23 protein-coding genes and 2 pseudogenes are annotated in these 20951 nt (G+C 44.0%); 11 read left to right on the forward strand and 14 right to left on the reverse strand.

Going from position 1 to position 20951, the window contains the following annotated elements; translation table 11 throughout:
- Nucleotides 1-7: 7 nt before the first annotated feature.
- Nucleotides 8-256: a Ycf34 family protein gene (locus tag V7K62_RS01685; protein ID WP_334861046.1), complete on the reverse strand. Its 249-nt coding sequence runs from the start codon at nt 254-256 to the stop codon at nt 8-10.
- A gap of 86 nt (nt 257-342) precedes the next feature.
- On the opposite strand from V7K62_RS01685, the gene V7K62_RS01690 reads away from it, so the two are divergent.
- Together V7K62_RS01690 and V7K62_RS01695 are read left to right on the forward strand one after the other, a co-directional pair.
- The gene (locus V7K62_RS01690; RefSeq protein WP_334861048.1) at nt 343-1647 is read left to right on the forward strand and encodes a CCA tRNA nucleotidyltransferase; all 1305 of its coding nucleotides are present in this window, start codon (nt 343-345) and stop codon (nt 1645-1647) included.
- Between the two features lie 399 nt (nt 1648-2046).
- A complete protein-coding gene (locus tag V7K62_RS01695) occupies nt 2047-2427 on the forward strand; it encodes a response regulator (RefSeq protein ID WP_334861050.1) in 381 nt (126 codons plus the stop codon).
- Between the two features lie 34 nt (nt 2428-2461).
- On the opposite strand, the gene V7K62_RS01700 is transcribed toward V7K62_RS01695, so the two are convergent.
- The 3 genes and pseudogenes from V7K62_RS01700 to V7K62_RS01710 form a co-directional block, all read right to left on the reverse strand.
- Nucleotides 2462-2812 carry a DUF2294 domain-containing protein gene (locus V7K62_RS01700; protein WP_334861052.1) on the reverse strand — a complete coding sequence of 117 codons (351 nt, stop codon included), beginning with the start codon at nt 2810-2812 and terminating at the stop codon, nt 2462-2464.
- 194 nt (nt 2813-3006) lie between these two features.
- Complete coding sequence (locus V7K62_RS01705) at nt 3007-3144, reverse strand: hypothetical protein (protein WP_334861054.1); 138 nt, start codon at nt 3142-3144, stop codon at nt 3007-3009.
- Between the two features lie 131 nt (nt 3145-3275).
- Nucleotides 3276-3473 (reverse strand): annotated as a pseudogene (locus V7K62_RS01710) (uracil phosphoribosyltransferase); the annotation flags it as partial.
- A gap of 260 nt (nt 3474-3733) precedes the next feature.
- Between V7K62_RS01710 and V7K62_RS01715 the strand changes: the two are divergent.
- From V7K62_RS01715 to V7K62_RS01725, 3 genes and pseudogenes are all read left to right on the forward strand, one after another.
- Nucleotides 3734-4216, forward strand: a complete 483-nt coding sequence (locus V7K62_RS01715; RefSeq protein WP_334861056.1) for a tetratricopeptide repeat protein — start codon at nt 3734-3736, stop codon at nt 4214-4216.
- A gap of 21 nt (nt 4217-4237) precedes the next feature.
- On the forward strand, nt 4238-4408 hold the full coding sequence (locus V7K62_RS01720; RefSeq protein ID WP_334861057.1) for a hypothetical protein: 171 nt from the start codon (nt 4238-4240) through the stop codon (nt 4406-4408).
- A 992-nt stretch (nt 4409-5400) separates the two neighbouring features.
- Nucleotides 5401-5565, forward strand: a pseudogene (locus tag V7K62_RS01725) (IS4-like element ISSysp3 family transposase); the annotation flags it as partial.
- A gap of 296 nt (nt 5566-5861) precedes the next feature.
- On the opposite strand, the gene V7K62_RS01730 reads toward V7K62_RS01725, so the two are convergent.
- Complete coding sequence (locus V7K62_RS01730; RefSeq protein ID WP_334861058.1) at nt 5862-6845, reverse strand: DUF1517 domain-containing protein; 984 nt, start codon at nt 6843-6845, stop codon at nt 5862-5864.
- A 68-nt stretch (nt 6846-6913) separates the two neighbouring features.
- Here V7K62_RS01730 and V7K62_RS01735 point away from each other — a divergent pair, with 68 nt between their 5' ends.
- The 3 genes from V7K62_RS01735 (at nt 6914) to blaOXA (ending at nt 10023) form a co-directional block, all read left to right on the forward strand.
- Nucleotides 6914-7138, forward strand: coding sequence for a hypothetical protein (locus V7K62_RS01735; RefSeq protein ID WP_334861060.1), 225 nt, complete (start codon nt 6914-6916; stop codon nt 7136-7138).
- 591 nt (nt 7139-7729) lie between these two features.
- Nucleotides 7730-8962, forward strand: a complete 1233-nt coding sequence (locus V7K62_RS01740) for a glycosyltransferase family 4 protein (protein ID WP_334861062.1) — start codon at nt 7730-7732, stop codon at nt 8960-8962.
- A gap of 149 nt (nt 8963-9111) precedes the next feature.
- Nucleotides 9112-10023 (forward strand): class D beta-lactamase, encoded by a 912-nt coding sequence (gene blaOXA / locus V7K62_RS01745; protein WP_334861064.1) that lies wholly within the window; start codon nt 9112-9114, stop codon nt 10021-10023.
- Here the strand turns inward: blaOXA and thiS are convergent.
- Both thiS and V7K62_RS01755 read right to left on the reverse strand, forming a co-directional pair.
- Entirely contained in the window at nt 10020-10232 is a 213-nt protein-coding gene (gene thiS / locus V7K62_RS01750) for a sulfur carrier protein ThiS (protein WP_334861066.1), read from the reverse strand. The two genes, blaOXA and thiS, sit on opposite strands and share 4 nt — an antisense overlap.
- Before the next feature lie 81 nt (nt 10233-10313).
- Entirely contained in the window at nt 10314-11369 is a 1056-nt protein-coding gene (locus V7K62_RS01755) for a thiamine phosphate synthase (RefSeq protein WP_334861068.1), read from the reverse strand.
- A 767-nt stretch (nt 11370-12136) separates the two neighbouring features.
- Between V7K62_RS01755 and V7K62_RS01760 the strand changes: the two genes are divergently transcribed.
- From V7K62_RS01760 to V7K62_RS01770, 3 genes are all read left to right on the forward strand, one after another.
- Nucleotides 12137-14074, forward strand: coding sequence for a DUF1565 domain-containing protein (locus V7K62_RS01760; RefSeq protein ID WP_334861070.1), 1938 nt, complete (start codon nt 12137-12139; stop codon nt 14072-14074).
- A gap of 108 nt (nt 14075-14182) precedes the next feature.
- Entirely contained in the window at nt 14183-14431 is a 249-nt protein-coding gene (locus V7K62_RS01765) for a hypothetical protein (RefSeq protein ID WP_334861072.1), read from the forward strand.
- Nucleotides 14431-14634: a hypothetical protein gene (locus V7K62_RS01770; protein WP_334861074.1), complete on the forward strand. Its 204-nt coding sequence runs from the start codon at nt 14431-14433 to the stop codon at nt 14632-14634. Before V7K62_RS01765 ends, V7K62_RS01770 begins: the two co-directional genes overlap by 1 nt.
- A gap of 171 nt (nt 14635-14805) precedes the next feature.
- Here V7K62_RS01770 and V7K62_RS01775 read toward each other — a convergent pair whose 3' ends face one another.
- From V7K62_RS01775 to V7K62_RS01805, 7 genes are all read right to left on the reverse strand, one after another.
- Entirely contained in the window at nt 14806-15078 is a 273-nt protein-coding gene (locus V7K62_RS01775) for a hypothetical protein (protein WP_334861076.1), read from the reverse strand.
- 588 nt (nt 15079-15666) lie between these two features.
- The gene (locus V7K62_RS01780; protein WP_334861078.1) at nt 15667-16884 is read right to left on the reverse strand and encodes an arabinose transporter; all 1218 of its coding nucleotides are present in this window, start codon (nt 16882-16884) and stop codon (nt 15667-15669) included.
- 93 nt (nt 16885-16977) lie between these two features.
- On the reverse strand, nt 16978-17697 hold the full coding sequence (locus tag V7K62_RS01785; RefSeq protein WP_334861080.1) for a carboxymuconolactone decarboxylase family protein: 720 nt from the start codon (nt 17695-17697) through the stop codon (nt 16978-16980).
- Between the two features lie 473 nt (nt 17698-18170).
- Nucleotides 18171-18566 carry a putative quinol monooxygenase gene (locus V7K62_RS01790; protein WP_334861082.1) on the reverse strand — a complete coding sequence of 132 codons (396 nt, stop codon included), beginning with the start codon at nt 18564-18566 and terminating at the stop codon, nt 18171-18173.
- A 69-nt stretch (nt 18567-18635) separates the two neighbouring features.
- Nucleotides 18636-19010 (reverse strand): cyclophilin-like fold protein, encoded by a 375-nt coding sequence (locus V7K62_RS01795; protein WP_334861084.1) that lies wholly within the window; start codon nt 19008-19010, stop codon nt 18636-18638.
- Between the two features lie 31 nt (nt 19011-19041).
- Nucleotides 19042-19629, reverse strand: a complete 588-nt coding sequence (locus V7K62_RS01800; protein ID WP_334861085.1) for a TMEM175 family protein — start codon at nt 19627-19629, stop codon at nt 19042-19044.
- 161 nt (nt 19630-19790) lie between these two features.
- On the reverse strand, nt 19791-20786 hold the full coding sequence (locus V7K62_RS01805) for an aldo/keto reductase (protein WP_334861086.1): 996 nt from the start codon (nt 20784-20786) through the stop codon (nt 19791-19793).
- Between the last annotated feature and the right edge of the window lie 165 nt (nt 20787-20951).

Below are 20951 nucleotides of genomic sequence, written 5' to 3' on the forward strand. Positions count from 1 at the left end.
TGACTTTTCAAGTCGGCACTAATTCACCAGGACGCAACTTCGACCACTTACCTGTTTCCCGCTTAAAGCTCAGACAACCAACAACATCCCATTCCATCTCAATTACATCCTCTTTAGTCCGAATGTTGACATTGATAGAAGGTTCATTCGGATCAAAATCTGGTGTTTCGGTCAAGTGAGGCTGTTGGTGCTGCCCTTCCACGGCATGATAGGTAAAACAGCTGTCTACATAGTGGCAGTTCACGCAAATACACATAATAGAACCAACTCCAGGGGCCTTTATTGTTAATCTAGCTTAAGCCCAACTGTTATTCATGAGTTGCTGGGTTGATTTTTATTACAATGCACGAATCAATTCTTTCTACCCTCGCTCCCGAAAATTGGCCTTTTAGTTTGGAATTCTTGCCACAACCCGCTTACATGGTAGGTGGCGCTGTCCGAGATGCGATCCTTGGCAGAACTCGCGAATATCTGGATCTAGATTTTGTTATACCATCTAAGGCAGTAAAGGTAGCGAGAGCGATCGCTCATCATTACAAAGCTGGTTTTGTGTTACTTGATGCAAAACGACAAATTGCCCGTGTGGTTTTTCCCCACGCCACAGCTGATTTTGCCCAACAGGAAGGAAATAGTTTAGAAGTTGATTTGCACAGACGGGATTTTACAGTCAATGCGATCGCTTATAATCCCCATACGCAACAAATCATCGATCCTCTGCAAGGTTGTGTAGACTTACAACAGGGCATTTTGCGAATGGTATCACCCGCTAATTTAGAAGATGACCCTTTGCGGTTAATGCGAGGTTATCGCCAAGCCGCCCAACTAGGTTTTACTATTGAGCCAGCTACCCAAGCCGCAATTCGTTCTTTGGCATCACATATCAGCAAAGTTGCAGCCGAAAGAGTTAGGGTAGAAATTGGCTATCTACTGGCAAATTCTCAGGGTACTCCTTGGATCACACAGGCTTGGGAAGATGGTTTACTTGCCCCTTTCTTCAAAAATGCCACCCGTGAAAGCTTGATCAAACTAGCAGCAGTTGATACAGCAGCTGCCTTACTCGCCCAAAATTGGCAACAATTAGGGGCACAACTGCAAAAATATGTCCGCGATAGTATCAAAACTACTTGGCTAGGTATTGCCAAACTTGCTTGTCTTGTCAACCCAGATCCAGAATTAGCAGAAATAGAGCTACAGGAACTAACTTATAGTCGTGCCGAAATCCGAGGTGTAACTACTACTCTGAAACTGTTACCGCAATTTCAAGTAGTTGATATGTCCTTGCGAGAACAATACTTTTTGTTTCATGACGCAGATATTGTGTTCCCCGCTACGGCAGTGCTAGCTATAGCACTGAATAATTTGATAGAGGCAATATCTGGCGACAAGCCACTACACACAGCAGTGGAAACTAAAGCAATGAGCTACCAAGTCTTAGCACCTTTGATCAACCGCTACCTCAACCCTAACGATGCGATCGCTCATCCCACTCCCCTAGTAAGCGGCAAGGAGTTGATTACAACATTAGATATTCCAGCTTCGCCAATTATCGGCCAACTGCTGACTGAAATTGGTGTAGCACAAGCTGAGGGGAAACTCTCAACACCAACAGAGGCGATCGCTTATGCACGTCAATTACTTGATGGTTAAATATACTTAATTAATTTCTGGTAATGCAACAAAGTCCATACCTACGCAATTTTGGTATTGCTGGCTAAGGCTGGTAAATCTGCAACATCAAGTCCCTTAAGTATCCCCTACTTCTCATAAAATCTCAATTTTTATAGTCAATTCTTGGAAGTACATATATCAGCTATGGTACTATTTGCTTGATGTTTATGATCACGTTGTGATGTTTTTTCCTAAAATTTAGCGCTGATGCACAAACTAATGGATCAGACAACAGCCTATTCATTACTATACCCTAGTTGGTCGTCTGAAGATACTCTCGTAAATTTACTTAAGCACTTACCAGAAAAAAAGACTTTCAGGTTTTCCTGATGGGTGGAGTTTTTATGCCTAGCCTTCCTTGGACAGAAGTAACTGCTTATGAATGGACAGCCTTTAATTTTGATTGTAGAACAGAGCCTACATGATTTAGAGCTACTTAATTCTCATCTAGGAATATTAAACTTTTCATGTATTTGTACCAAACAAGGTGTGAGGGCTGTGATGTTGGCACAAACTCATCAACCAGATTTAATCCTGCTAGATATGCAGCTATCTAATTTGAGTGCCAACCAAGTCATTGATGACCTCAAACATGACTCAAAAACTGCTACTATCCCAATCATTGCAGTCACACCAACAATGGTACAAGATGATGACTCCACGATGCTCACAGGATTTGATGATTGCATTACTAAACCATTCGATTTTAATCAATTAGAAATGGTAATCAGTCGCCACATCAGTCAGTTAAATTCCTGACATTTACCTTAGCAATAGATTCGGGATTACGAACTTAAGGTAATTGCTTGAGAATCACCACAATCCCAGTACGACCTGTTGCTAAATTTGTGTTTGTGATCAGGTCGAAGACAGGTTGATCAATAATTTCCTCAATCAAATTTTTCAAATCTGGCTTAATTATTTTTTCTAAATATAATCGTACTTGTTCAGCTAAACTATCATAACCTCCCTGCCGTAGAGTTTGTTCAGCTTGGGTAATAGAGTTTTGTAGAGAAATTACGATTTCAGTATCAAAAAAGTGACAAATGATTTGGCTAGGAGACTTCCCTAGTCTATCATTATATAAATTTATGATCCGCTGTGATATTTCTGTTTCTAATTGTCCGATAGTCGGTTGTACCATTATTAGCTAACTATGTAATATTTATGGTTGGAGTCTGGGAATCGAAGTATTCAATATTATAGTAGATGATTATGAAATAGTCTGAGAAAATCAATCAATATTGTATATGAAGTTATTATATCAATGTGATGTATTTGCTATGGATTTATTTGGAAAAATTTCCCAATTTGACAAAGGTAAAAGTTGTTAACTAACTACTTGTTCACTATTTGGTTAATGACTGGATTGGCGATCATTTGCTCATGGATAATCAGGTTATTTGGTGCCAAATAAGCGTAGGCGTAGCTTGCTTCCACGTTCGCGTAGCGTCCCGTAGGGAAGTGGTACGACAAAGCTCAGTTACTACCGCAGGCATCGCCTATATAGCGGTTCTCGCTTTGAGATACAAGAACCCCACCCCTAACCCCCTAAGAGCAACCGAGGAGGGGACTATGATGTACCTTGTATGATTAGGAAACGCTATATCTCCCAACCCAGGAATAATATAGCCATGTTCATCCAAATGGTCATCCGGGAGTATACAGCGGCACATCAGGATGTACATCACAAAAACGCTCGATACCTGCCGGTGCAGCAAATAAGCAGACAAACTTAATTGATAAGGAATTGTTGATTTCAGCCGTTCTACAGCTGCTATAGCCGAATTACCAGTGGACAGGATGAGATTTACCAACTTTTGTTGAGATATTTTTATCAGTTATTACTCACTAGGTATCTGTCAACTACCTCTAGTCAGTTTTCTTTTTTATGACTCTAAATGTCTAGTGTGGTATTAGTCATATTGTTGAATGCAATAAAGAACACAGAAATTTCATAATTAGCAATTAATCACGGCAAATTTAAAGATGACTTTAAAAATGATTTAATCGATATATTTTGTGAGAAAGTTAATACAAAGGTATATTCACTGATCTCAAATTCATGGATTCTTTATTTATCAATTCCTTACTTGAAGAGTTGAAAAACCCGGATGCCACAGTTCGCGACAAAGCAACCAGAAAAATCTGGCGGATCTGGTTTCAGCAAAAGGGAATCTATGGGCTGGAAATAATTGACCGTAGTCAAAAGTTACTGGATGCAGGGGAAATTGCTGAAGCCGAAACAGCGCTGACGGCATTAATTAAAGACCAGCCAGATTTTGCCGAAGCTTGGAATCGTCGAGCTTTCCTCTATTACAGTATTGGTGATTATCAAAAATCTCTGGTAGATTGTCAGATGGTTGTGCAGATAAATCCAATACATTTTGGGGCACTTCATGGTATGGGCTTGTGTTATGCAGCTCTAGGGGAGTATGGTCAAGCTATCCAAGCTTTTCAACGTGCTTTAGAAATTCAGCCCTATTCGCTAGTGAATCAAAAGTTGATTCTAGAATGTACATTTAGATTCAGCTACAACGGCAGATAGGAGAGAGGATCATACTGTTTTATGAATCCGTTATCACCCTCATCAACAGCAATTCATCGCCTTAGTGGCCGCAGTTTTATTCAATACGCTTCTATCTGGATTGATAGCAGCGTCATTGCTGCTTGTACTAACAGCAACCAACCGTCAACTAGCAATTCTCGGTTGGATAAAGTTACCTTTGGTACAAACTAGATAGCACAAGCGGAACAGGCTAGATTTTACTAGGCGATGTCTACGACGGGCTGCGCCTACGCCACTGGTATTTACAAAGACTACAGTTTAGATGTAACTATCTAAGTGAGTGGTTTCTAGGTTCCCAGTGGTACTAAGCTGTTGATGGGGTGTGCGGTAGATTTGTTTATGGGTTATGAAATGGATGCCGTGAACGCCATAGTACAAAATATTCCCAAAATCACAGTCGCAGCAATTTCCTAGAAAGACTCCTGGTGTCTTATTGCACATCCCAACCCAGCCATTAAAATTCTTGCCCATCTTAGAGGATGTTTTAAAAGTGTTCGGCTGTAATTTTAGGCACTTCTAGATCCCCCCTAACCCCCCTTAAAAAGTGGGGAACCGGAATCAAAGTCCCCCAATTTATCGGGGGATTTAGGGGGATCTAAAACGTTTTGCTACCGACCAGAGAACTTTTAAAACATCCTCTTAAAGGCAAACCAATTTATGTCTCTGCTTCTGCTAACATTACCTATTGGCCTTTAATCAAAAGTATGGTTTTACCGAAGATCAAAAGCGTCCCTACAACTTTAATCCCGCTCCTTTTCTGATGGACAAAAACTCAGTCCAGCAAGGTTATATTATGTCTGAACCCTTTGCTATTGAAAAGCAACAAGATATATGGGGAAATGAGTGAAGCAAGGTGGAAATCACTCTTCGGCAGTATGGTTGATACTAGATTTCTAAATCCAACGTTAAATACAATAACGCATACACCTTGTAATTTGTGAATAAGGGTTTAGGCTATTACAAAAAGTAAGCGATCGCTTGCTATTCTCCAGATTTTTAGCTACCTTTGAAACTGGAGTATCCCATTCAGTCTCAACATCTGAGTTTATTTCGACTTCAACATCTCTCAACAGCTTGACGCAATGCTAAAAAAGCCTCCTTTAAGGGTTGACTAACTGCACTGTCGGGTTCTGCAAGCACAAGCTTTTGATATTCCTCCACAAACTCTTGGTTGGGCTACTTGGATTATTGCTCGACTTGGTGGTTGGTCTGGTTATAAGTCTCAAAAACCTCCGGGAATTACTACTTTGATTCGCGGACTTTATCAATTTAAATCTACCTTTTTTGGCTGGAAACTCGCTCTAGAACTATTTGTGTGTACAGCGTAGGCTGTTTCGTGGAGGGGAGTAACGACTTTAATAATCAGACATAACTAATTATCTGGAAATGATATATAGCGGTTCTCGCTTAAGTGAGGTACAAGAACCCCACCCCCAACCCCCTCCCCGCAAGCGATGAGGGGACTATGATGTACCTTGTATGATTAGGAAATGATATAAGTTATACAAGAAACCGCTTGTCAATGACAAGCGGTTTTCTAGTTATTGCCCTCAAGGGGGAACTTATTTGTTGCACCAAGATGCAAAGTTTTTTCTTAGCGCTAAAACGCGAAATTTGTTAGAGATTAAACAAGTCTCAAATCAGGATAATTTGCCAACACATCATCAGATGTCAGGGTATCATTTTCAGCTTGAGGAGTCCAAAGAACTTCAATTGCCAGAAGCTTGTCACTAGGGATACTACCAATTTGCCGCAAAGCTTGACGCAAATCATCAGCACTGTTAATCGCTGTGGGGATATTAAACTTACCTAGTGTCGCCGCCAGCAAGGTGACAATAATGTATTCGCCAGGGCCTTCGGTAAATAGGCGGGTGGGGTTATCGAGTTCACCAGCCGGAGGTAAAGCATCTTTGGCAAGGGCTGCTTTTAGCTGGTTGTTGACATTAGAAAGAGTTTCTTCGCTAAACTTGCTGCGTTCTGCCAGTGATAGCCGATTAAACTGACCCTCAGCCGAATTCAAACTGGCTTGTTGAGTACCACCACCTGCATATACAAAGTATTCGGGATGGCGGAGTAAAGCTAGGCTGGCTTCTTGTAGAATTTCTGCTCTGCCTTCTGGGGTGTTAGTATCAGCAGTTTCAGCAATGTGGTTGAGTTCATTTTGCAATTCACGGGCTTGAGCTAACAAACCTACTTGCAAACGAGTTACAGAAACAGGAGAGTTACTGCTGTAATCTGCTTCTGGAGTTTCACCGCTAGAGACGCGGCGGAAAGTTTGCAATAAGAAATTAGCGATCGCTAAGAAAATTAAGATGGTAAATATACCACCAAATCCTCCCCCAATACCCCAGAAGGGAACTATGAAGGGAAAGCCAAAGCCACCACCAAAACCACCACCAGGATAGTATCCGCCCCCGCCAGGAGGTGCATAAGTGCGTGGTGTATAGGTGCGGCTGGAAGGGGCTCTAAAGGAGCCACCACCGATACGACCGCCACTGCGGGCTGCTAACGCTCCATCGGCGTGACCAAGAGCCAAAGCTAACACTAGGCTTAGGGCTAAGAAGGTTCTTAACAGCGGTTTGATGGTTTGTTGTAGTTTTTTACGCATAAGACAATCGCTTGAAAAACGGAATTATTATTTATGATTTCTCCCCATATAGGGAGCAGTGTCGTGGGATGTCGCTAACGCCAGCCCCTAACAAGCAAGTTTGTAGCATTCACGTAGCATTTTTTAGAGGCTACATATTCAATTTACCGCGTCTCATCTTGGGTAAGCAGCGATCGCAGGGGGGATTTCTCGGCTGGGGAACCGTACCTGAAGACATGTTCATCATCACAGAAATTTGCGATGTCTACGACGGGCTACACCTACGGGCAATTGTTTGCTGTGCCTGGGACTAGCACTTTCAGACTACAGTTTTGAATTATACAGACGATTTTAATTTTTAGTAATTATTTTGACTAATTTTCTTAATACTTCACTTTACTTATTTTCTCAAAAGCTGGAAGAATATTTTTAAATTACTAGCAGTATTCACTACGTTAGATATGTAGTTAATTACGTATATAGACCAGTTTAAAAAGTGTCTGCGATCCTCATCAGTCAGTCCAGCCAGACACCAGATAGCTATCAAATACTTATCCAGCTTTTGGCATTTTGGTACAACATTGCAAGAGGATTTAGCATATTATATTAAATGTAGTTAAATTTCGTAATTTTCGCAACAGTTGTTCACTGAGCAATTTGGCTACAAGTGCTAGCTTTTATTTATTGTTCATTATGCACATAAATTCTCAAGTAGTGAGAAATTTGCAGCAAAAATAAAATCAACACAAGAAAAAAACAATCTTCCTGGCTAATCTTCTAAAATTGGCTTCAAATTTGTCTACCAAATTCGTTTTAAAAGAAATAAAATAATAATTAGGGCTTTGAAAATAATCCTAATTGTAAATAAATTAAAAATTATTTGAAATATAGTCATCAACTTTCTTATGGAACATATTTCTCAACTAACAGCCGAAATCAGAGACAAAGCTGCATACCCAGATATCCTAGTCATATCCCGGATCTTCCTACCGAAAGAAGCTGTAATTGGGGAATATATTTACAGTCGCTGTCTCCAAGATCCAGAACGAGTTATTGTACTGGCGGCTAGTTGTTCAGGAGATCAAGTATTTGATGAAAGTCAACAATTTCCTATATATCGGTGGTATTATCCTAGATATTGGCGTAGTGGCTGTGTGGGAAGTATCCTGAAGCCTTTTGTCAATATCATCTGCTCATTTGTGCTAGCAATTAAACTCTATTTTCGCTATCACTATCGTTATATAGAGTGGGGCCACGGCTATGATTTTCCTTCGCTGTTGCTATTGAGCTATTTGTTACCTATTCGATTTTTTATCTATCTGCACGGCAATGATCTTCTTTGTACTTTACACAATCCCCTGCTGCGATCGCTATTTAAATTAACACTCAAACGAGCAGAAGGTATAGTTTGTAACAGTTCTTATACACGAGACTACCTCAGAACTGCTTTCCGATTAGATACTCCTACCCACGTGATTAACCCAGTAATCAGACCAGAAAAATTTGGTAATAATGTAGCGAGTCCCAGTAGCCTTGATGATTTACGGGTTCGCGTGCGTCAGACATACAACATTCCTGAATCAGCAATAGTTATTCTCTCCATCGGCAGACTGGTAAAACATAAAGGTTTCGACCGAGTAATTGACAACATCCCACTATTGCTAACTTTTGGGGTCGATGTTCACTATATAATCTGCGGCCAAGGTCCAAGTGAATCGGAACTGAAATCTCTGGCGCATCGTTTGCGGGTAGATAAGTGCGTACACTTTGCCGGATATGTGCCAGAGCGGGAATTAGCAGGTTATTATGCAGCTTGCGACATATTTGCCATGCTAACTTTATCGGATGCTAAACCTAATAATATGGAAGGTTTTGGTATGGCTTATTTAGAAGCAAGTTACTTCGGTAAGCCTATAATTGCCCCTCGTTTAGGCGGTGTTCTAGACACAGTTCAGCATGAGGAAAATGGCATACTGGTTAATCCCAATTCTGGTTATGAAGTTTTTCAAGCTTTCAATCGTTTGTGCAAAGACCAACAGCTACGTGAGCAACTCGGCCGCAAAGGTAAAGAATTAGCCAAGCGTAAAACCCTTCATCGGTCGCTGTACAAATCAGAGGGGAGAAACGCGATTTTGTGAGATGAATGCACATTCAGCAATTACCAAAAGCTAATGTCCGTAATATATAGCAATCCTGAATCATAAGAATAAATGACCTCTAACAAATAGCTCCGCAAATGAGCAAGATTGCAGTGTAGAATCTCGGTTGTGATTCTAATAAATGTGCAATGGAAAATATCTGGTTTCGGATATGGCGATTCTTTCGGCGTTACACGGAGCGCCGAAAGCAATCTCTTGTGTTTACAATCGTTGGATGTCTTACTGTCTTGAGTGTGATTACCTTTGGGACAATGTATGTTCTGGCTCAACCGGCTTCAACCTCATCTGAACGTCCCGCTGTTAAAGCGCCAAATTTGGGGCGACACTTTCAAGAATTTGGGCGTGAAGGCTCAATCTTGATTTACGACTCAAAAAACAACCGCACCTATGAACACAATCCTCAACGTAATGCAACTGCCATCGCTCCAGCTTCAACATTCAAAATTTTTAACGCGTTGGTGGCATTAGAAACAGGTGTAGTTCCTGATGATGTGGCAGTTCTAACTTGGGATGGAATTCACCGAGAAATTGATACCTGGAATCATGATACAAATTTGCGTCAAGGCTTTAAGGATTCAACTGTTTGGTTCTATCAAGTATTGGCACGTAGGGCTGGATATGAACGGATGCAGCAATTTATTAACAAAGTAGGTTACGGGAACCGTCAAATTGGCACCGCCGCAGACATTGATCATTTTTGGCTACAGCAGCAGCTATTGCAAATTACACCCAAAGAGCAAATTAAGTTTTTGCAACGGTTGTACCAAGGCGATTTGCCTTTCTCGCAACGGACAATAAATCTTGTCAAAGACATTATGGTACGTGAACAGACTCCAGACTACACATTCCGGGGAAAGACGGGATGGTTGACGAGTACTAAACCAGAAGTTGGTTGGTTTGTGGGTTATTTAGAGCAAAACAAAAACGTCTACTTTTTTGCCACAACCCTTGATATGGAGAAACCAGAAGATGCACCTGCCCGCATCGAGATTACACGACGCAGCCTTAAGGATTTGGGTTTGCTGACTCAAATCAATTAACCACCACCAACAATAGTTACCACTTCTAAGCGATCGCCTGGTTGGACTTTTGTTTGCGGCCAAAACTGGCGGTGTAAAATTTCACCATTATACTCTACAGCCACCAAGCGAGGATTGAAACCCAACTGTTGCAGCAAGTCGGGTAAGGGAGTTTGAGATGAGCAACTATGGGTTTCCCCATTTACCTGAACGGTAATCTCATTAGACATAAATGTGGGGACTGGGGATTAGGGAATGGGGTATTAGGTATTGGTTACTTACTTTCTTTGGACTAATGACTAATGACTCTTTTAAAGTTCTGGTTTAATGCGATTGAGTTGGGAGAGCAAATATTGCGTCACGAGGGTAGGCTGTTCGGCTTGCATGAGCGATCGCACCACCGCTACACGTTCGGCTCCAGCATCGATCACATCATTAATATTATTGGCATCTATTCCCCCAATCGCAAACCAGGGAATTGAGCAATTTTTGGCTGCATAGCTGACATATTCTAGCCCTGTTGCTGCCTTACCTACTTTTGTGGGAGTTTCATAAACTGGCCCCACGCCAATATAATCTACACCTTCAGCAATTGCTCCTTGCATTTCTTCTTTATTTGTGGTAGACAGACCTATCAGACGTTGCGAACCCAGTAATTGCCGAGCAACAGCAATAGGCATATCTTGTTGTCCCAGATGCACCCCATCGGCATCGACAGCTAAAGCCAGATCCACGCGATCGTTAACGATGAACAAAGCGCCGTAGATGTGGCATAACTGCCGTAATTTTCTCGCTTGTTCCAGACGTAAAGAATCATCAGTGGTTTTGTCACGGTACTGTAGAAGCGTTAATCCCCCTTTGAGTGCAGCTTCGACATTGTTCAACAAAGTTTCACTAGGGAAAGTAACAAGATACAAACGCGATCGCCACAACAATTGATGGCGCTGATAGCCCATTAAACTACTTTCTAGGGTATAAACCTGATAGCGCATCTGCTTACAAGCTTTAGCCATATTTGGCTGATAAAGCTTGCTGTATTCTTCTAACACCCGTAATGCTTCTTCTATCCGGCAAAAGTTAGCTTGCAATACCGATTTTATACTAGCTCGTTGTTCTTCTTGAGGATGGGTTAACTCAGTCCCAGGATCGCCTGGTGTATCTCGCGCCGCCCGCAATTCGGAAGTATGCCACTTGGCGACATCTTGTCGCAAGCGCTTGCATTCAAGAGCCAACTGAGCATTATTCAACCCAAACCGACACCATTCTTCAATAATTCGCAAGCCCTCACGAGCGCGATCTAAATTGGCATCTAAAATGCGGTAAACAACTTGCTGTATTTGCTCTTTTTGGCTGTATGGCTCGACCATTACAACAACCCCATTAGTGCTTTCATCGAAGTGTGAATTATCATATATCCTAGTAACCATAGTTAATTAATTTGCTTTTTTTTACTCAATTTTTACTGAATCTACGCAAAAGAACGTAGTAGTGAGGTTTATGGTAAATTATCCCATGTTCCTATAGGCAGCGATCGGGGTAGTTTGAGGCTACAGTTTCGCACTAAGATTAGTCAAGTATTTTAGGGTAAACCACAAGCTGACAAAAGACTGGAAAGAGGGGATACAGCAGAAAATCCACAATAGATATATGAGTGAAAAAGAATGTAGAAACGTAGCAGTGCTACGTCTGTACAAGGGTTTTGGATAACGCATATTTAATTTCACTCATATATCTATAGGACTCATATTTGATTTTTGAAATATACGTAGTGGCGTGACAAGGCTAAGATGTTGCAAAAAAATAGTAGGTTGGGTGGAGTAACCCAACATCCTGATATATGTTGGGTTGCGCTCCGCTCCACCCAACCTACCTCTAATGCACTATTTTAGCTGTGTTGTTCCAGTAGAGTACGTTATGCCTCTAGCTAACGCACCATCCTTTATGTTTTGGTGCCGTACTCTCGTCGATAACACACCCTATACATACTTAGATTTTTTCAGAAATCAAATCGGATTCCTATATTATTACTATGTATTAAATATCGCCAATCGGTCAATATGTGAGTAATATTATCGACATAATGCTTTCTAAGAGTATAAGAATTTATTATTACTTCTAAGGAGTCGTGTTAGATATGATTCTCCCTCGTGTGTTTTCTAAGTACCGTAAAGTAGATGTTATGCTTGCAAAGCTGAAGTTTCTGGAATCAGCAAGGCTTTTATTTTTTAGTTTTTCACTATTTACCGTAGGCATGGGAGCGGCAAGTATAGCGTTCCTGGGTACTAGCTTGGGTAGCGCGTTAGCGCAGCTCGCCGTTGCCTCTCGTAGAGAAGGCATCGCTCAGATGCCATCAACACCAGATTCAGCGCCTCTGAATGAGAAAACACCTTCTCAGGCTAATGTGCTGTTTGTCAACCCTAGTGTTGGAGATGACAAGGTAGGCAATGGCAGCGAATCCGCTCCTGTAAAAACGATTACCCAAGCGTTGCGATTAGCTAACGCCAATACTGTAATTATGCTTTCCACGGGCACTTATAGCGCCGAGACAGGTGAGGAATTTCCCTTAATACTGAAACCGGGTATCTCAATTCAAGGCAACCCTAGCAATCAAGGTAAAGACATTATCATTCAGGGAGGTGGTGATTACCTGAGTCGGAGCTTTGCCGGTCAAAATGTCACAATTGTGGGGGCAAACCAAGCCTTACTTACGGGGGTGACGGTGACGAACTCTAACCCCCGTGGTTACGGTTTATGGATTGAATCTAGCAATCCCGCAATCACGGAAAATACATTTACTGGCAGTACCCAAGATGGTATTTCTGTCAGTGGGAATGCTGCACCCACCATTAGTAAGAATTACTTCGATCGCAATGGAGCCAATGGCATGACAATTGCCGGTAACTCCAGTCCCCAAGTGAAAGAAAACGTCTTTCATCAAACGGGTTTTGGGATTAATATTGCCCAAAATGCCGCTCCTGTAATCATTGGCAATCAAATTCAGAACAATAGATCGGGAATTGTGGTACAAGCAAATGCCCGCCCAATTTTGCGGAATAATTCTATTCAAGATAATAAAGAAGATGGTTTAGTTGCGATCGCTCAAGCAATGCCAGATTTGGGTAGTGCATCCGAACCTGGGGGTAATACATTTCAAAATAATGCCCGCCACGACATTAACGCCAGCGCTGCTAAACAGGTGATTTCTGCTGCTGGTAACAACCTTGTGAGCGATCGCATCACTGGCAAGATAGATATTAACGGTACAACCGCACTAGTAGATCAAAATTCTCAATCTACCCCTGTGCCCAACAATGTGTTACGAGAAATACCACCAACTGCCGAAATCACCTTTTCGGCTCCCGAAATCTCTGAAACTAACAATCGGCAAACCAGCAACAGGATTTCAGCAAATAATCCTGTTTCTACACAATTAAACAGTCAATTGCTGCCATTAATCTCAGCCAATGTACCACTTTCCCCGCCTATATCCAATCAACAACCACCCACATCGAGAGTCGCCGGTTTTCCTACTCCCAGCAGCTTGTCAGGTAGACTACCAACTGACACTCAAGTTGCAACTTCCAGTCCAGCACAGCCGCCTAACACACCACTGTTAAATTATGTGCGGATTGATCCGAATACGATTGAGTTTACTGCCTCTGAGTATCCCAATGGAGTTGCACAGCCAGCAGTTCCAAGTATGAGGGATCAAACACAGCAGCCATTACCAATACTAGAAACTGCTGCCCCAGGTGCTTCAGCACTTTTACCACTTCCTGATCAGAATATCGCCATTGGTAATATTCGCAATATGCAAACAAGTTCTGCAAGTATTCCCGATCGTGGTAAATCTGCGACACAATTTGGTATCCGCTATCGCGTGGTAGTTCCACTCTTCACTGATAAGGATAAAGATTTAGTGCGATCGCTTGCTCCTGATGCGTTTCCCACAGTTTGGGAGGGTCAAAGAGTTATGCAAGCAGGAGTATTTAACAGTGAATATAACGCTAAAGAAATGCTCAAAACACTCTCTAAAAAAGGTTTAAGAGCGATTATGGAGCCGTTGAATTAATTGGGCATGGGGCAAAAGAGGCGGAGTATACTTTCAGTTTGTAATGGTCTACCCACGATTTAAATTTTTAGGGGACAATTATTGAGAAAGAGGACGGAGAAAGTCGCCATGTTAGCTGTAGAAGGAACATTTCAAGAGGGTGTAGTTTGCCCTGACAAGCCAATTGCTGGACGCAATGGACAAAAAGTGATGATTGTGTTCCTGCAAGAAGGAAATGAACCACCGATTGAAGATTCAGCCTGGGGTGATTTTGCTCAACTTTTAAATGACTGTCAGGTTCATACTGGGATTGGTAATTTAGCCCACCAACATGACCATTATTTGTACGGCACATCCAAACATAAAGATGAGGTTTAGTGCAAGTTTTTATCGACACAGCAGCATGGATTGCAGTGGCTAATATGGATGACGAGTTTCATGATCGGGCAACCCAGATTATGGGTGATTTGCTGACCCAAAAGGCAACATTAGTTACCACTGAGTTTGTGCTACTGGAAGTAGCGGATGCCCTTACCGCTCCAAACTTGCGGATCGCACAGTTAGCAAATATTTGTAGTTGAATTATATTTATGATATTTTTCAGCGCGATCGCCTTTGTCGTAAGTTGGGTTGAGGTGACATCTCCATCAGACCTGCTGGGATTGCTATGGTTTCTTAAATTTTAGTGCGTTTGTGCGATCGCTATCAGTCCCAAGGAGAATTGACGACTTGTATTTATTCGTTCGTTGCAGTCAAAATGAAATCAATCGACTTGAGAGAGCGATCGCTTTTCTAATGTGGGGAGGCAATCGCGGTTTCATCAAAGGAGCGATCGCACAGTTAGCAAAGACTTGTATAGGTGTACAGTGACAAATTATCTTACGACTTACGCAAAAATTGCCAACTTCGCTTAATTTATCTAACCGCCTTCGCGCAGCGTCTCGTTGGCGCAGCCTCTCGTAGAGAAGAGAAGAACACCAATAATCGTAGAGTGTTGTTGCAAGTTTGCTGTGCTGAGGATACATACATTCCTCCAAAATTTTTACCAACTTTCGGTGATTGGGGATCGGCTAAGATATTCAGGGCAGACAAATGACGAAACTCGACCGAACAAAGGGTAGCGTTACCGTCAGTATGCCAGATTTTTATCGTTTTACCTATTAGTTGGGATTTATCCCGCTCTCGGTGTGTGTTCCACGTAATAGCCCTAACGTGTAGCAAACGTCTCAAGGCTTTGAGTCTCTCGACATCAGTTTATCGTATTCGACCTTGCCATAATCGAGTTTAATAATGCGATCAGCAGAGTCAAAATAGGGGTAGGAGTAGCATTCGCGCAGAAAACCGATTTCAGAGATATTACATGGGTAAAACAAGCATATTTAGAAGCTGAAATCCTCATTTTCTCGTTGAGTAGTGACTTGATGATAAGCAGAGCGTCAATGACCTTCGTTCTGGATATAATGCTTATATAATAAGACTTTCAAGCTTATCCCGGTTTTCGGTTCGCCTGCGACTCAAGCCCCATTCCCATGCAACCCAGCCCGATCGCTGAGACTTGTAAATTGCTGTTTCCAAGTTTTCTTTTCTGCATTTGCTTTTCTTCCTAAATTATTCTAGAGACCTGATTTAAAGCGATTGCTTGATGTCCTCCGTCCTGGAAGTCCCGTTGTCCGATGATGTCGTCGGGTAATCGTTGGTGGCTTTAGCATCCGCACGACGACAACTCCAGCGCTCAATACAACCAGCGTGCTGACGAGGAACACCGCGCTCAAGCTGCCCCCGCTCGCGACCAATCCTAATGCAGGGCTGGCAAGTCCCAGCGACAGATCGAGAAAAGCGGTGTAGGCTCCCATCGCAAGTCCACGACTTGACGCCGGGACACGACGCAGTGCTTCTACGCCTAAAGCAGGGTAAACGAGCGAGTAGCCAAGACCACTGAGGGTCGCCCCAAACAACGCCAATGTAGCCCCAGGCGCAAGCCAGATCAGCGCTTGACCGATCGCTTCGATTAGGATGCAGACCAACGCGACCTTAGCACCACCAATCTTGTCCGGCAAGTGACCGAAGGCAACGCGCCCGACGATGAAGGCGATGCTTAGAAGGGAAAAGGCGAGCCAGGCTTGTCCCCACCCATGTTGTGCAAACAGCAGCACAATGAACGTTGCGATCGCGCCGAAGCCAACGCCACTGAGCGCCAAACCGAGACCCGGCACCCAAACAGCACTCATTACTCTGGTGAATGCAGGGCGGGTCTGGGGCATCGATGGAACAGCTTGGCACGGCGCGACGAGCAGCAGGGTGACGAGCGGGATTACGGTGGTGGTAATCGCGATCGCCACAAAACCGTATTGGGCGTATAGGGTAGTGCCAACCGGAGCGCCGACCGCAAACGCGGCATAGAGGGCCGTTCCAACCCATGCCATGACTTTGCCTGTGTTCTGCGAACCCAAGAGCACAAGTCCCCAACTCAGCGCTCCTGTGATGATGAAGCTCTCCGCCACACCGAGCAGCGCCCGACCCATCAGTAGAATTGTGACCGAAGTTTCAGGCTTGCCAACGAAGCGAAGCGATAGCAGGTAGAACAGCCCGGATGCGACTGCAATCAGTAGTCCAGCAACAACGGCGCGTTTGGCTCCCCGGCTGTCGGCGTAGTAGCCTGCCCACATCCGCGAAAGCAGCGATGCCATAAATTGGCTACCAGCAACAAGACCGACTACGAAGGTGCTGAGTCCTAGTCCTTGGTGGACGTGAAGTGGGAGTACCGGCAGCGCCAGACCAATGACGAGGTATGCAATGAAGACCACTCCGATAATCGGTAGCAGTACTGCCACGGTGGGAGGAGTCGTAGATGTCCGAGAAGCTTTATTGAACATAGAACTGGGCACGTTAAGGGCTGGGGTATAGCTTGGAGCCTTTATTGAGACCTATTTATTGCTTAAAACCTTATTCAATACTTCAGCAGCATTATCGGCTTCAGGCTTGCCGACTTTGGACTTGAGAACGGATACGAGACTGTTCATCTGTGCCTTGGTCAGTCCAGTATTCATGCCGATTCTAAAATGTGCTTGCAATTGGGAGTTGACACCTTTCATGCTCGAAAGAGCTGCAATGGTCGCAATCTCCCTACTTTGAAAGTCCAGGTTGTCGCGCCCGAAAATGTCTGCGAACAGGTGACTTTTCAAAAACTGATCGATGGCGGGAGCAAAAGTATAGATTTCTCCAGCAACCGGACTTCCTGCTAGGCGCGTCTGAATTTCTGTTCCAAGTTCGAGAGGACTTTTATCGGTAGAAAGTGGGCTTGCTTCCCTGCCCGCTGCGTCCTTGATTCCCTTTGCCTCCCTTGCTTTCAGAACGCTCATGAAGGCGTTGAGGGCGTTTATACTGCGCGGGAATCCCGCATAAGCATACAGTTGAACCAAAACCTCCTTGATCTCATTTACCGTCAAGCCAACATCAAGCCCTTCATTTAGGGCAGCAGACAAATCTTCCATATCGCCGTTGGCGGTAAAGGCGGCGATGGTGACGATGCTTTGTTGTGGTGCGTTTAAAGTTTGATCGTTGTTCATTGTTTGTGCATCCGACATGCATGAAAGGTTAAATATTATTACAGACACTAATGCCAATAACACGATGAGCTTTTTCATCAAAACTGCCTCCTTATTTGCCACTGCTACCGAGTCGTGGCAAACGGTTCTTTTAGGTTTCACGCCTTTGAGAGGATGGAACGGGCGCATAAGGTCAATCAATTTTGGATTTTGGATTTTGGATTTTGGATTTTAGATTGACCCCATGCACGCCACTTGCTTTATGCCGGGAAACCCGTCCACCGCAGTGGCTCATTAATGCAGGGGCTTCAATTAAAAATTTTGGATTTTAGATTTTGGATTTATTCCACGAATAAATTCGGGGGTTTCAAACCTTTTTAAATTTTGGATTTTGAATCTTCAATCCAAAATCCAAAATTTAAAATCTAAAATTCGGTGACAAGGATCGTCAGCGCCGTCTGGCGCGATCTCCAATATTTGTCGCGTTCACTACCGAAGCGGCGAAGAGTTTGATTTTCATGGTTTTTTCCTCCGTATTTTGTTTTTCACTCTTTGACCTCTTCAGCTCGAATTCACTTCGCGCCGAGCGAAACGGGATCTGTCTCAACAAGTTTGAGGGACTTAACCATTTGCTGGGTATTGGTCTTGTATTTTTTGAAATGAGGCGATTTGATGTGCGCTTTGTACGCATCCACATCAGCATACGTCTCAAGAATTCTTATGCTGGTGGGGCTATCCTTTAGAGAGACGGCGTATAAGGTCAGCACCCCCGGCTCCAGGCGAATGGAAGCCTCGATTTCCTCCCTAAGCTCAACTTTATAATTTTCTAACTGAGCTGGATCAATCTCAATTTCCGAGAGTCGTACCATGCGTCCTTGGGTCTGTTCGGCAGGGGCACGCCCGCACGCGCACAACAGACATAACGTCAGCACCGATGCGCCAAGGATTGGAAATCGTCTAGCTTTCATGTTGACCTCCTGGTAGATTGTTGAAGAAGCCCATGCATCTGCGATCGCTTCCGGCAGTGAAACGTCCCATCATTTTGGCGCGATAGATGTTTTATCAAGCTCAACCGTCGCTTTTAAAGAGCCTGGCACATTGAAAGCTTCTAGGCCAGAATCGATCTTGCCTATGACAATGATTCCGGGTTTGGGGATTTCCTGGTCGTCGTGGCGATAAAAGATCGCCACATCGGGGCCGGGAGACCAGTAAACTATCTCCCCGACTTCATAATTTTGCGTTCGCTGTCCCTCGTCCGAAATCGCTCTCGGCAGGTGGGCGAACTTTTCTCTTTTAAACAAATCGTTCATTGTCAGCGTTAATGGCAGCAGAGAAATAAAATCCTGAGTGGTTTTGCTGTCGTTCAAGGTGGCTGTAACGGTTTTGTCTTCAACTTTTATGCTTATCTTCATAACGAATTGTTGTTTTTTTAAGTTCGTCTTTTCATTGGAACCGAATTATATTTGGTACAAAATAGAGGGCTGGAACGAGAAGAAAACAGCCTAAGGACAGATAGACATTCACAAATACTAAGAAAATTGATAGCAGGTAGATGACGATCGCAGGAATACTGTTTCTTGGCCCCAGAACTTTTGCGGATTCACGATCAACGGTGAAAAGCCCTCTATAGCTTGCGTAGCCTCTTAATCCATATATAGCCAATGTACTGATAAGCGAATTTACACCATAGAAAAGAATCGGAAATTGATCGGTTGGATGATCGCCAACAAAAGCAGTTGGAAATGGAAGAAAACAAATCGATAACAAGAAAAGGTTGTTCAACCAGACCAGTCGGAGTGGCACACTGCGTAAATGGCGGAAAAAATAATGATGATTCACCCAATAAATAGAAACCATCACAAAAGACAGCACGAAACTGACAAATTTCGGAATCAGCGGTGCCATTGCGGCGGCATACTGACCAAAACTAGCATGATCTGCAATCTCTGGAACGTGCAATTCGAGAACAAGCAGGGTCATTACGATCGCAAAAACCCCGTCGCTGAAACTTTCAACTCTATCCTTTGACATTAGTAATGAGTTATTTGGATTTCCCCTCATATTGTTCATCGCTGACCTGTTCCATCCAGTCCACGGGCTTGCCGCAGCAGTCGTTTGGCATAACCCCGACTCCCAAACACGCTTCGTTCTTAGACGTATCTTCAAAGTGTTTTGCGCGAGGTGGCTGCCGTTCATCGCCCAGTTAGCTGTTCATGAAATTCCGAATACCGAGCGCCTTCTACCTTGATGTTTGAGGAGGCGCTTTCGATGGCGCAAAGATCGTCCGGCGTAAGTTCAATGTCCACCGCGCCGAGGTTTTCTTCAAGGCGATGCAGCTTCGTTGTGCCGGGAATCGGAACGATCCACGGCTTCTTTGCCAGCAGCCACGCGATCGCGATCTGAGCAGAGGTCACTCTCTTTTGTTTTGCGAATTCAGTGAGCAGATCAACCAACGCCTGATTCGCTTTACGATTCTCTGGATTAAAGCGGGGGACGGTGTTGCGGAAATCCGTATTATCGAACTTCGTATCTGCGTCGATCTTGCCTGTGAGAAAGCCCTTCCCTAGCGGGCTAAAGGGAACGAAGCCGATGCCCAATTCTTCTAGGGTCGGCAGCACTTCGGTTTCAGGGTTTCTCCACCACAGCGAGTATTCGCTCTGAAGTGCAGTCACCGTCTGAACTGCATGGGCGCGACGAACGGTCTGCGCCCCGGCTTCCGAAAGACCGAAGTGCTTCACCTTGCCTTCTTGGATGAGGTCACTCACCGCTCCCGCTACGTCTTCAATCGGCACGTTCGGATCGACACGATGTTGGTAGAACAGATCGATAGCCTCGACCTTGAGTCGCTTGAGCGATGCCTCAGCGACCTGCTTGATGCGATCGGGCTGACTGTTTAAGACAGTCCACCTGTTCCCGTCGTTAGGTCCAGGTGCCCAACCGAACTTAGTGGCGATCGCCACTTGTCCGCAGAACGGAGCGAGGGCTTCACCCACAAGCTCTTCGTTCAAGAACGGACCGTAAACCTCAGCGGTGTCGAAGAAGGTGACACCTCGTTCGACGGCAGCACGGAGAAGGGAGATCATCTCCTGCTTGTCTTTGGGTGGTCCGTAGGACCAGCTCATGCCCATGCAGCCGAGTCCGATCGCCGAGACTTCCAGATTGCTGTTTCCAAGTTTGCGCTTCTGCATTTTTTGAACTCCTGTCTTTAAGTTAAAGGTCGTAACTGTCTTACTTCACGGTTAGCTTTGGTATTGTTCGTCGCTGACATGCTCCATCCAATCCACATTCTTGCTATCAAGATGTTCCTGAATGGCGATGTGCGTCATCGCCGTGGTTGGTGTAGCACCGTGCCA

This window comes from Nostoc sp. (assembly GCF_036917935.1).
GTDB lineage: Bacteria > Cyanobacteriota > Cyanobacteriia > Cyanobacteriales > Nostocaceae > Nostoc.

Coding starts and splice junctions, on each gene's coding strand:
- V7K62_RS01685 (WP_334861046.1), bottom strand. CDS start 256: ATGTGTATTTGCGTGAACTGCCACTATGTAGACAGCTGTTTTACCTAT.
- V7K62_RS01690 (WP_334861048.1), top strand. CDS start 343: ATGCACGAATCAATTCTTTCTACCCTCGCTCCCGAAAATTGGCCTTTT.
- V7K62_RS01695 (WP_334861050.1), top strand. CDS start 2,047: ATGAATGGACAGCCTTTAATTTTGATTGTAGAACAGAGCCTACATGAT.
- V7K62_RS01700 (WP_334861052.1), bottom strand. CDS start 2,812: ATGGTACAACCGACTATCGGACAATTAGAAACAGAAATATCACAGCGG.
- V7K62_RS01715 (WP_334861056.1), top strand. CDS start 3,734: ATGGATTCTTTATTTATCAATTCCTTACTTGAAGAGTTGAAAAACCCG.
- V7K62_RS01720 (WP_334861057.1), top strand. CDS start 4,238: ATGAATCCGTTATCACCCTCATCAACAGCAATTCATCGCCTTAGTGGC.
- V7K62_RS01730 (WP_334861058.1), bottom strand. CDS start 6,845: ATGCGTAAAAAACTACAACAAACCATCAAACCGCTGTTAAGAACCTTC.
- V7K62_RS01735 (WP_334861060.1), top strand. CDS start 6,914: ATGTCGCTAACGCCAGCCCCTAACAAGCAAGTTTGTAGCATTCACGTA.
- V7K62_RS01740 (WP_334861062.1), top strand. CDS start 7,730: ATGGAACATATTTCTCAACTAACAGCCGAAATCAGAGACAAAGCTGCA.
- blaOXA (WP_334861064.1), top strand. CDS start 9,112: ATGGAAAATATCTGGTTTCGGATATGGCGATTCTTTCGGCGTTACACG.
- thiS (WP_334861066.1), bottom strand. CDS start 10,232: ATGTCTAATGAGATTACCGTTCAGGTAAATGGGGAAACCCATAGTTGC.
- V7K62_RS01755 (WP_334861068.1), bottom strand. CDS start 11,369: ATGGTCGAGCCATACAGCCAAAAAGAGCAAATACAGCAAGTTGTTTAC.
- V7K62_RS01760 (WP_334861070.1), top strand. CDS start 12,137: ATGATTCTCCCTCGTGTGTTTTCTAAGTACCGTAAAGTAGATGTTATG.
- V7K62_RS01765 (WP_334861072.1), top strand. CDS start 14,183: ATGTTAGCTGTAGAAGGAACATTTCAAGAGGGTGTAGTTTGCCCTGAC.
- V7K62_RS01775 (WP_334861076.1), bottom strand. CDS start 15,078: ATGTATCCTCAGCACAGCAAACTTGCAACAACACTCTACGATTATTGG.
- V7K62_RS01785 (WP_334861080.1), bottom strand. CDS start 17,697: ATGAAAAAGCTCATCGTGTTATTGGCATTAGTGTCTGTAATAATATTT.
- V7K62_RS01790 (WP_334861082.1), bottom strand. CDS start 18,566: ATGAAAGCTAGACGATTTCCAATCCTTGGCGCATCGGTGCTGACGTTA.
- V7K62_RS01795 (WP_334861084.1), bottom strand. CDS start 19,010: ATGAAGATAAGCATAAAAGTTGAAGACAAAACCGTTACAGCCACCTTG.
- V7K62_RS01800 (WP_334861085.1), bottom strand. CDS start 19,629: ATGTCAAAGGATAGAGTTGAAAGTTTCAGCGACGGGGTTTTTGCGATC.
- V7K62_RS01805 (WP_334861086.1), bottom strand. CDS start 20,786: ATGCAGAAGCGCAAACTTGGAAACAGCAATCTGGAAGTCTCGGCGATC.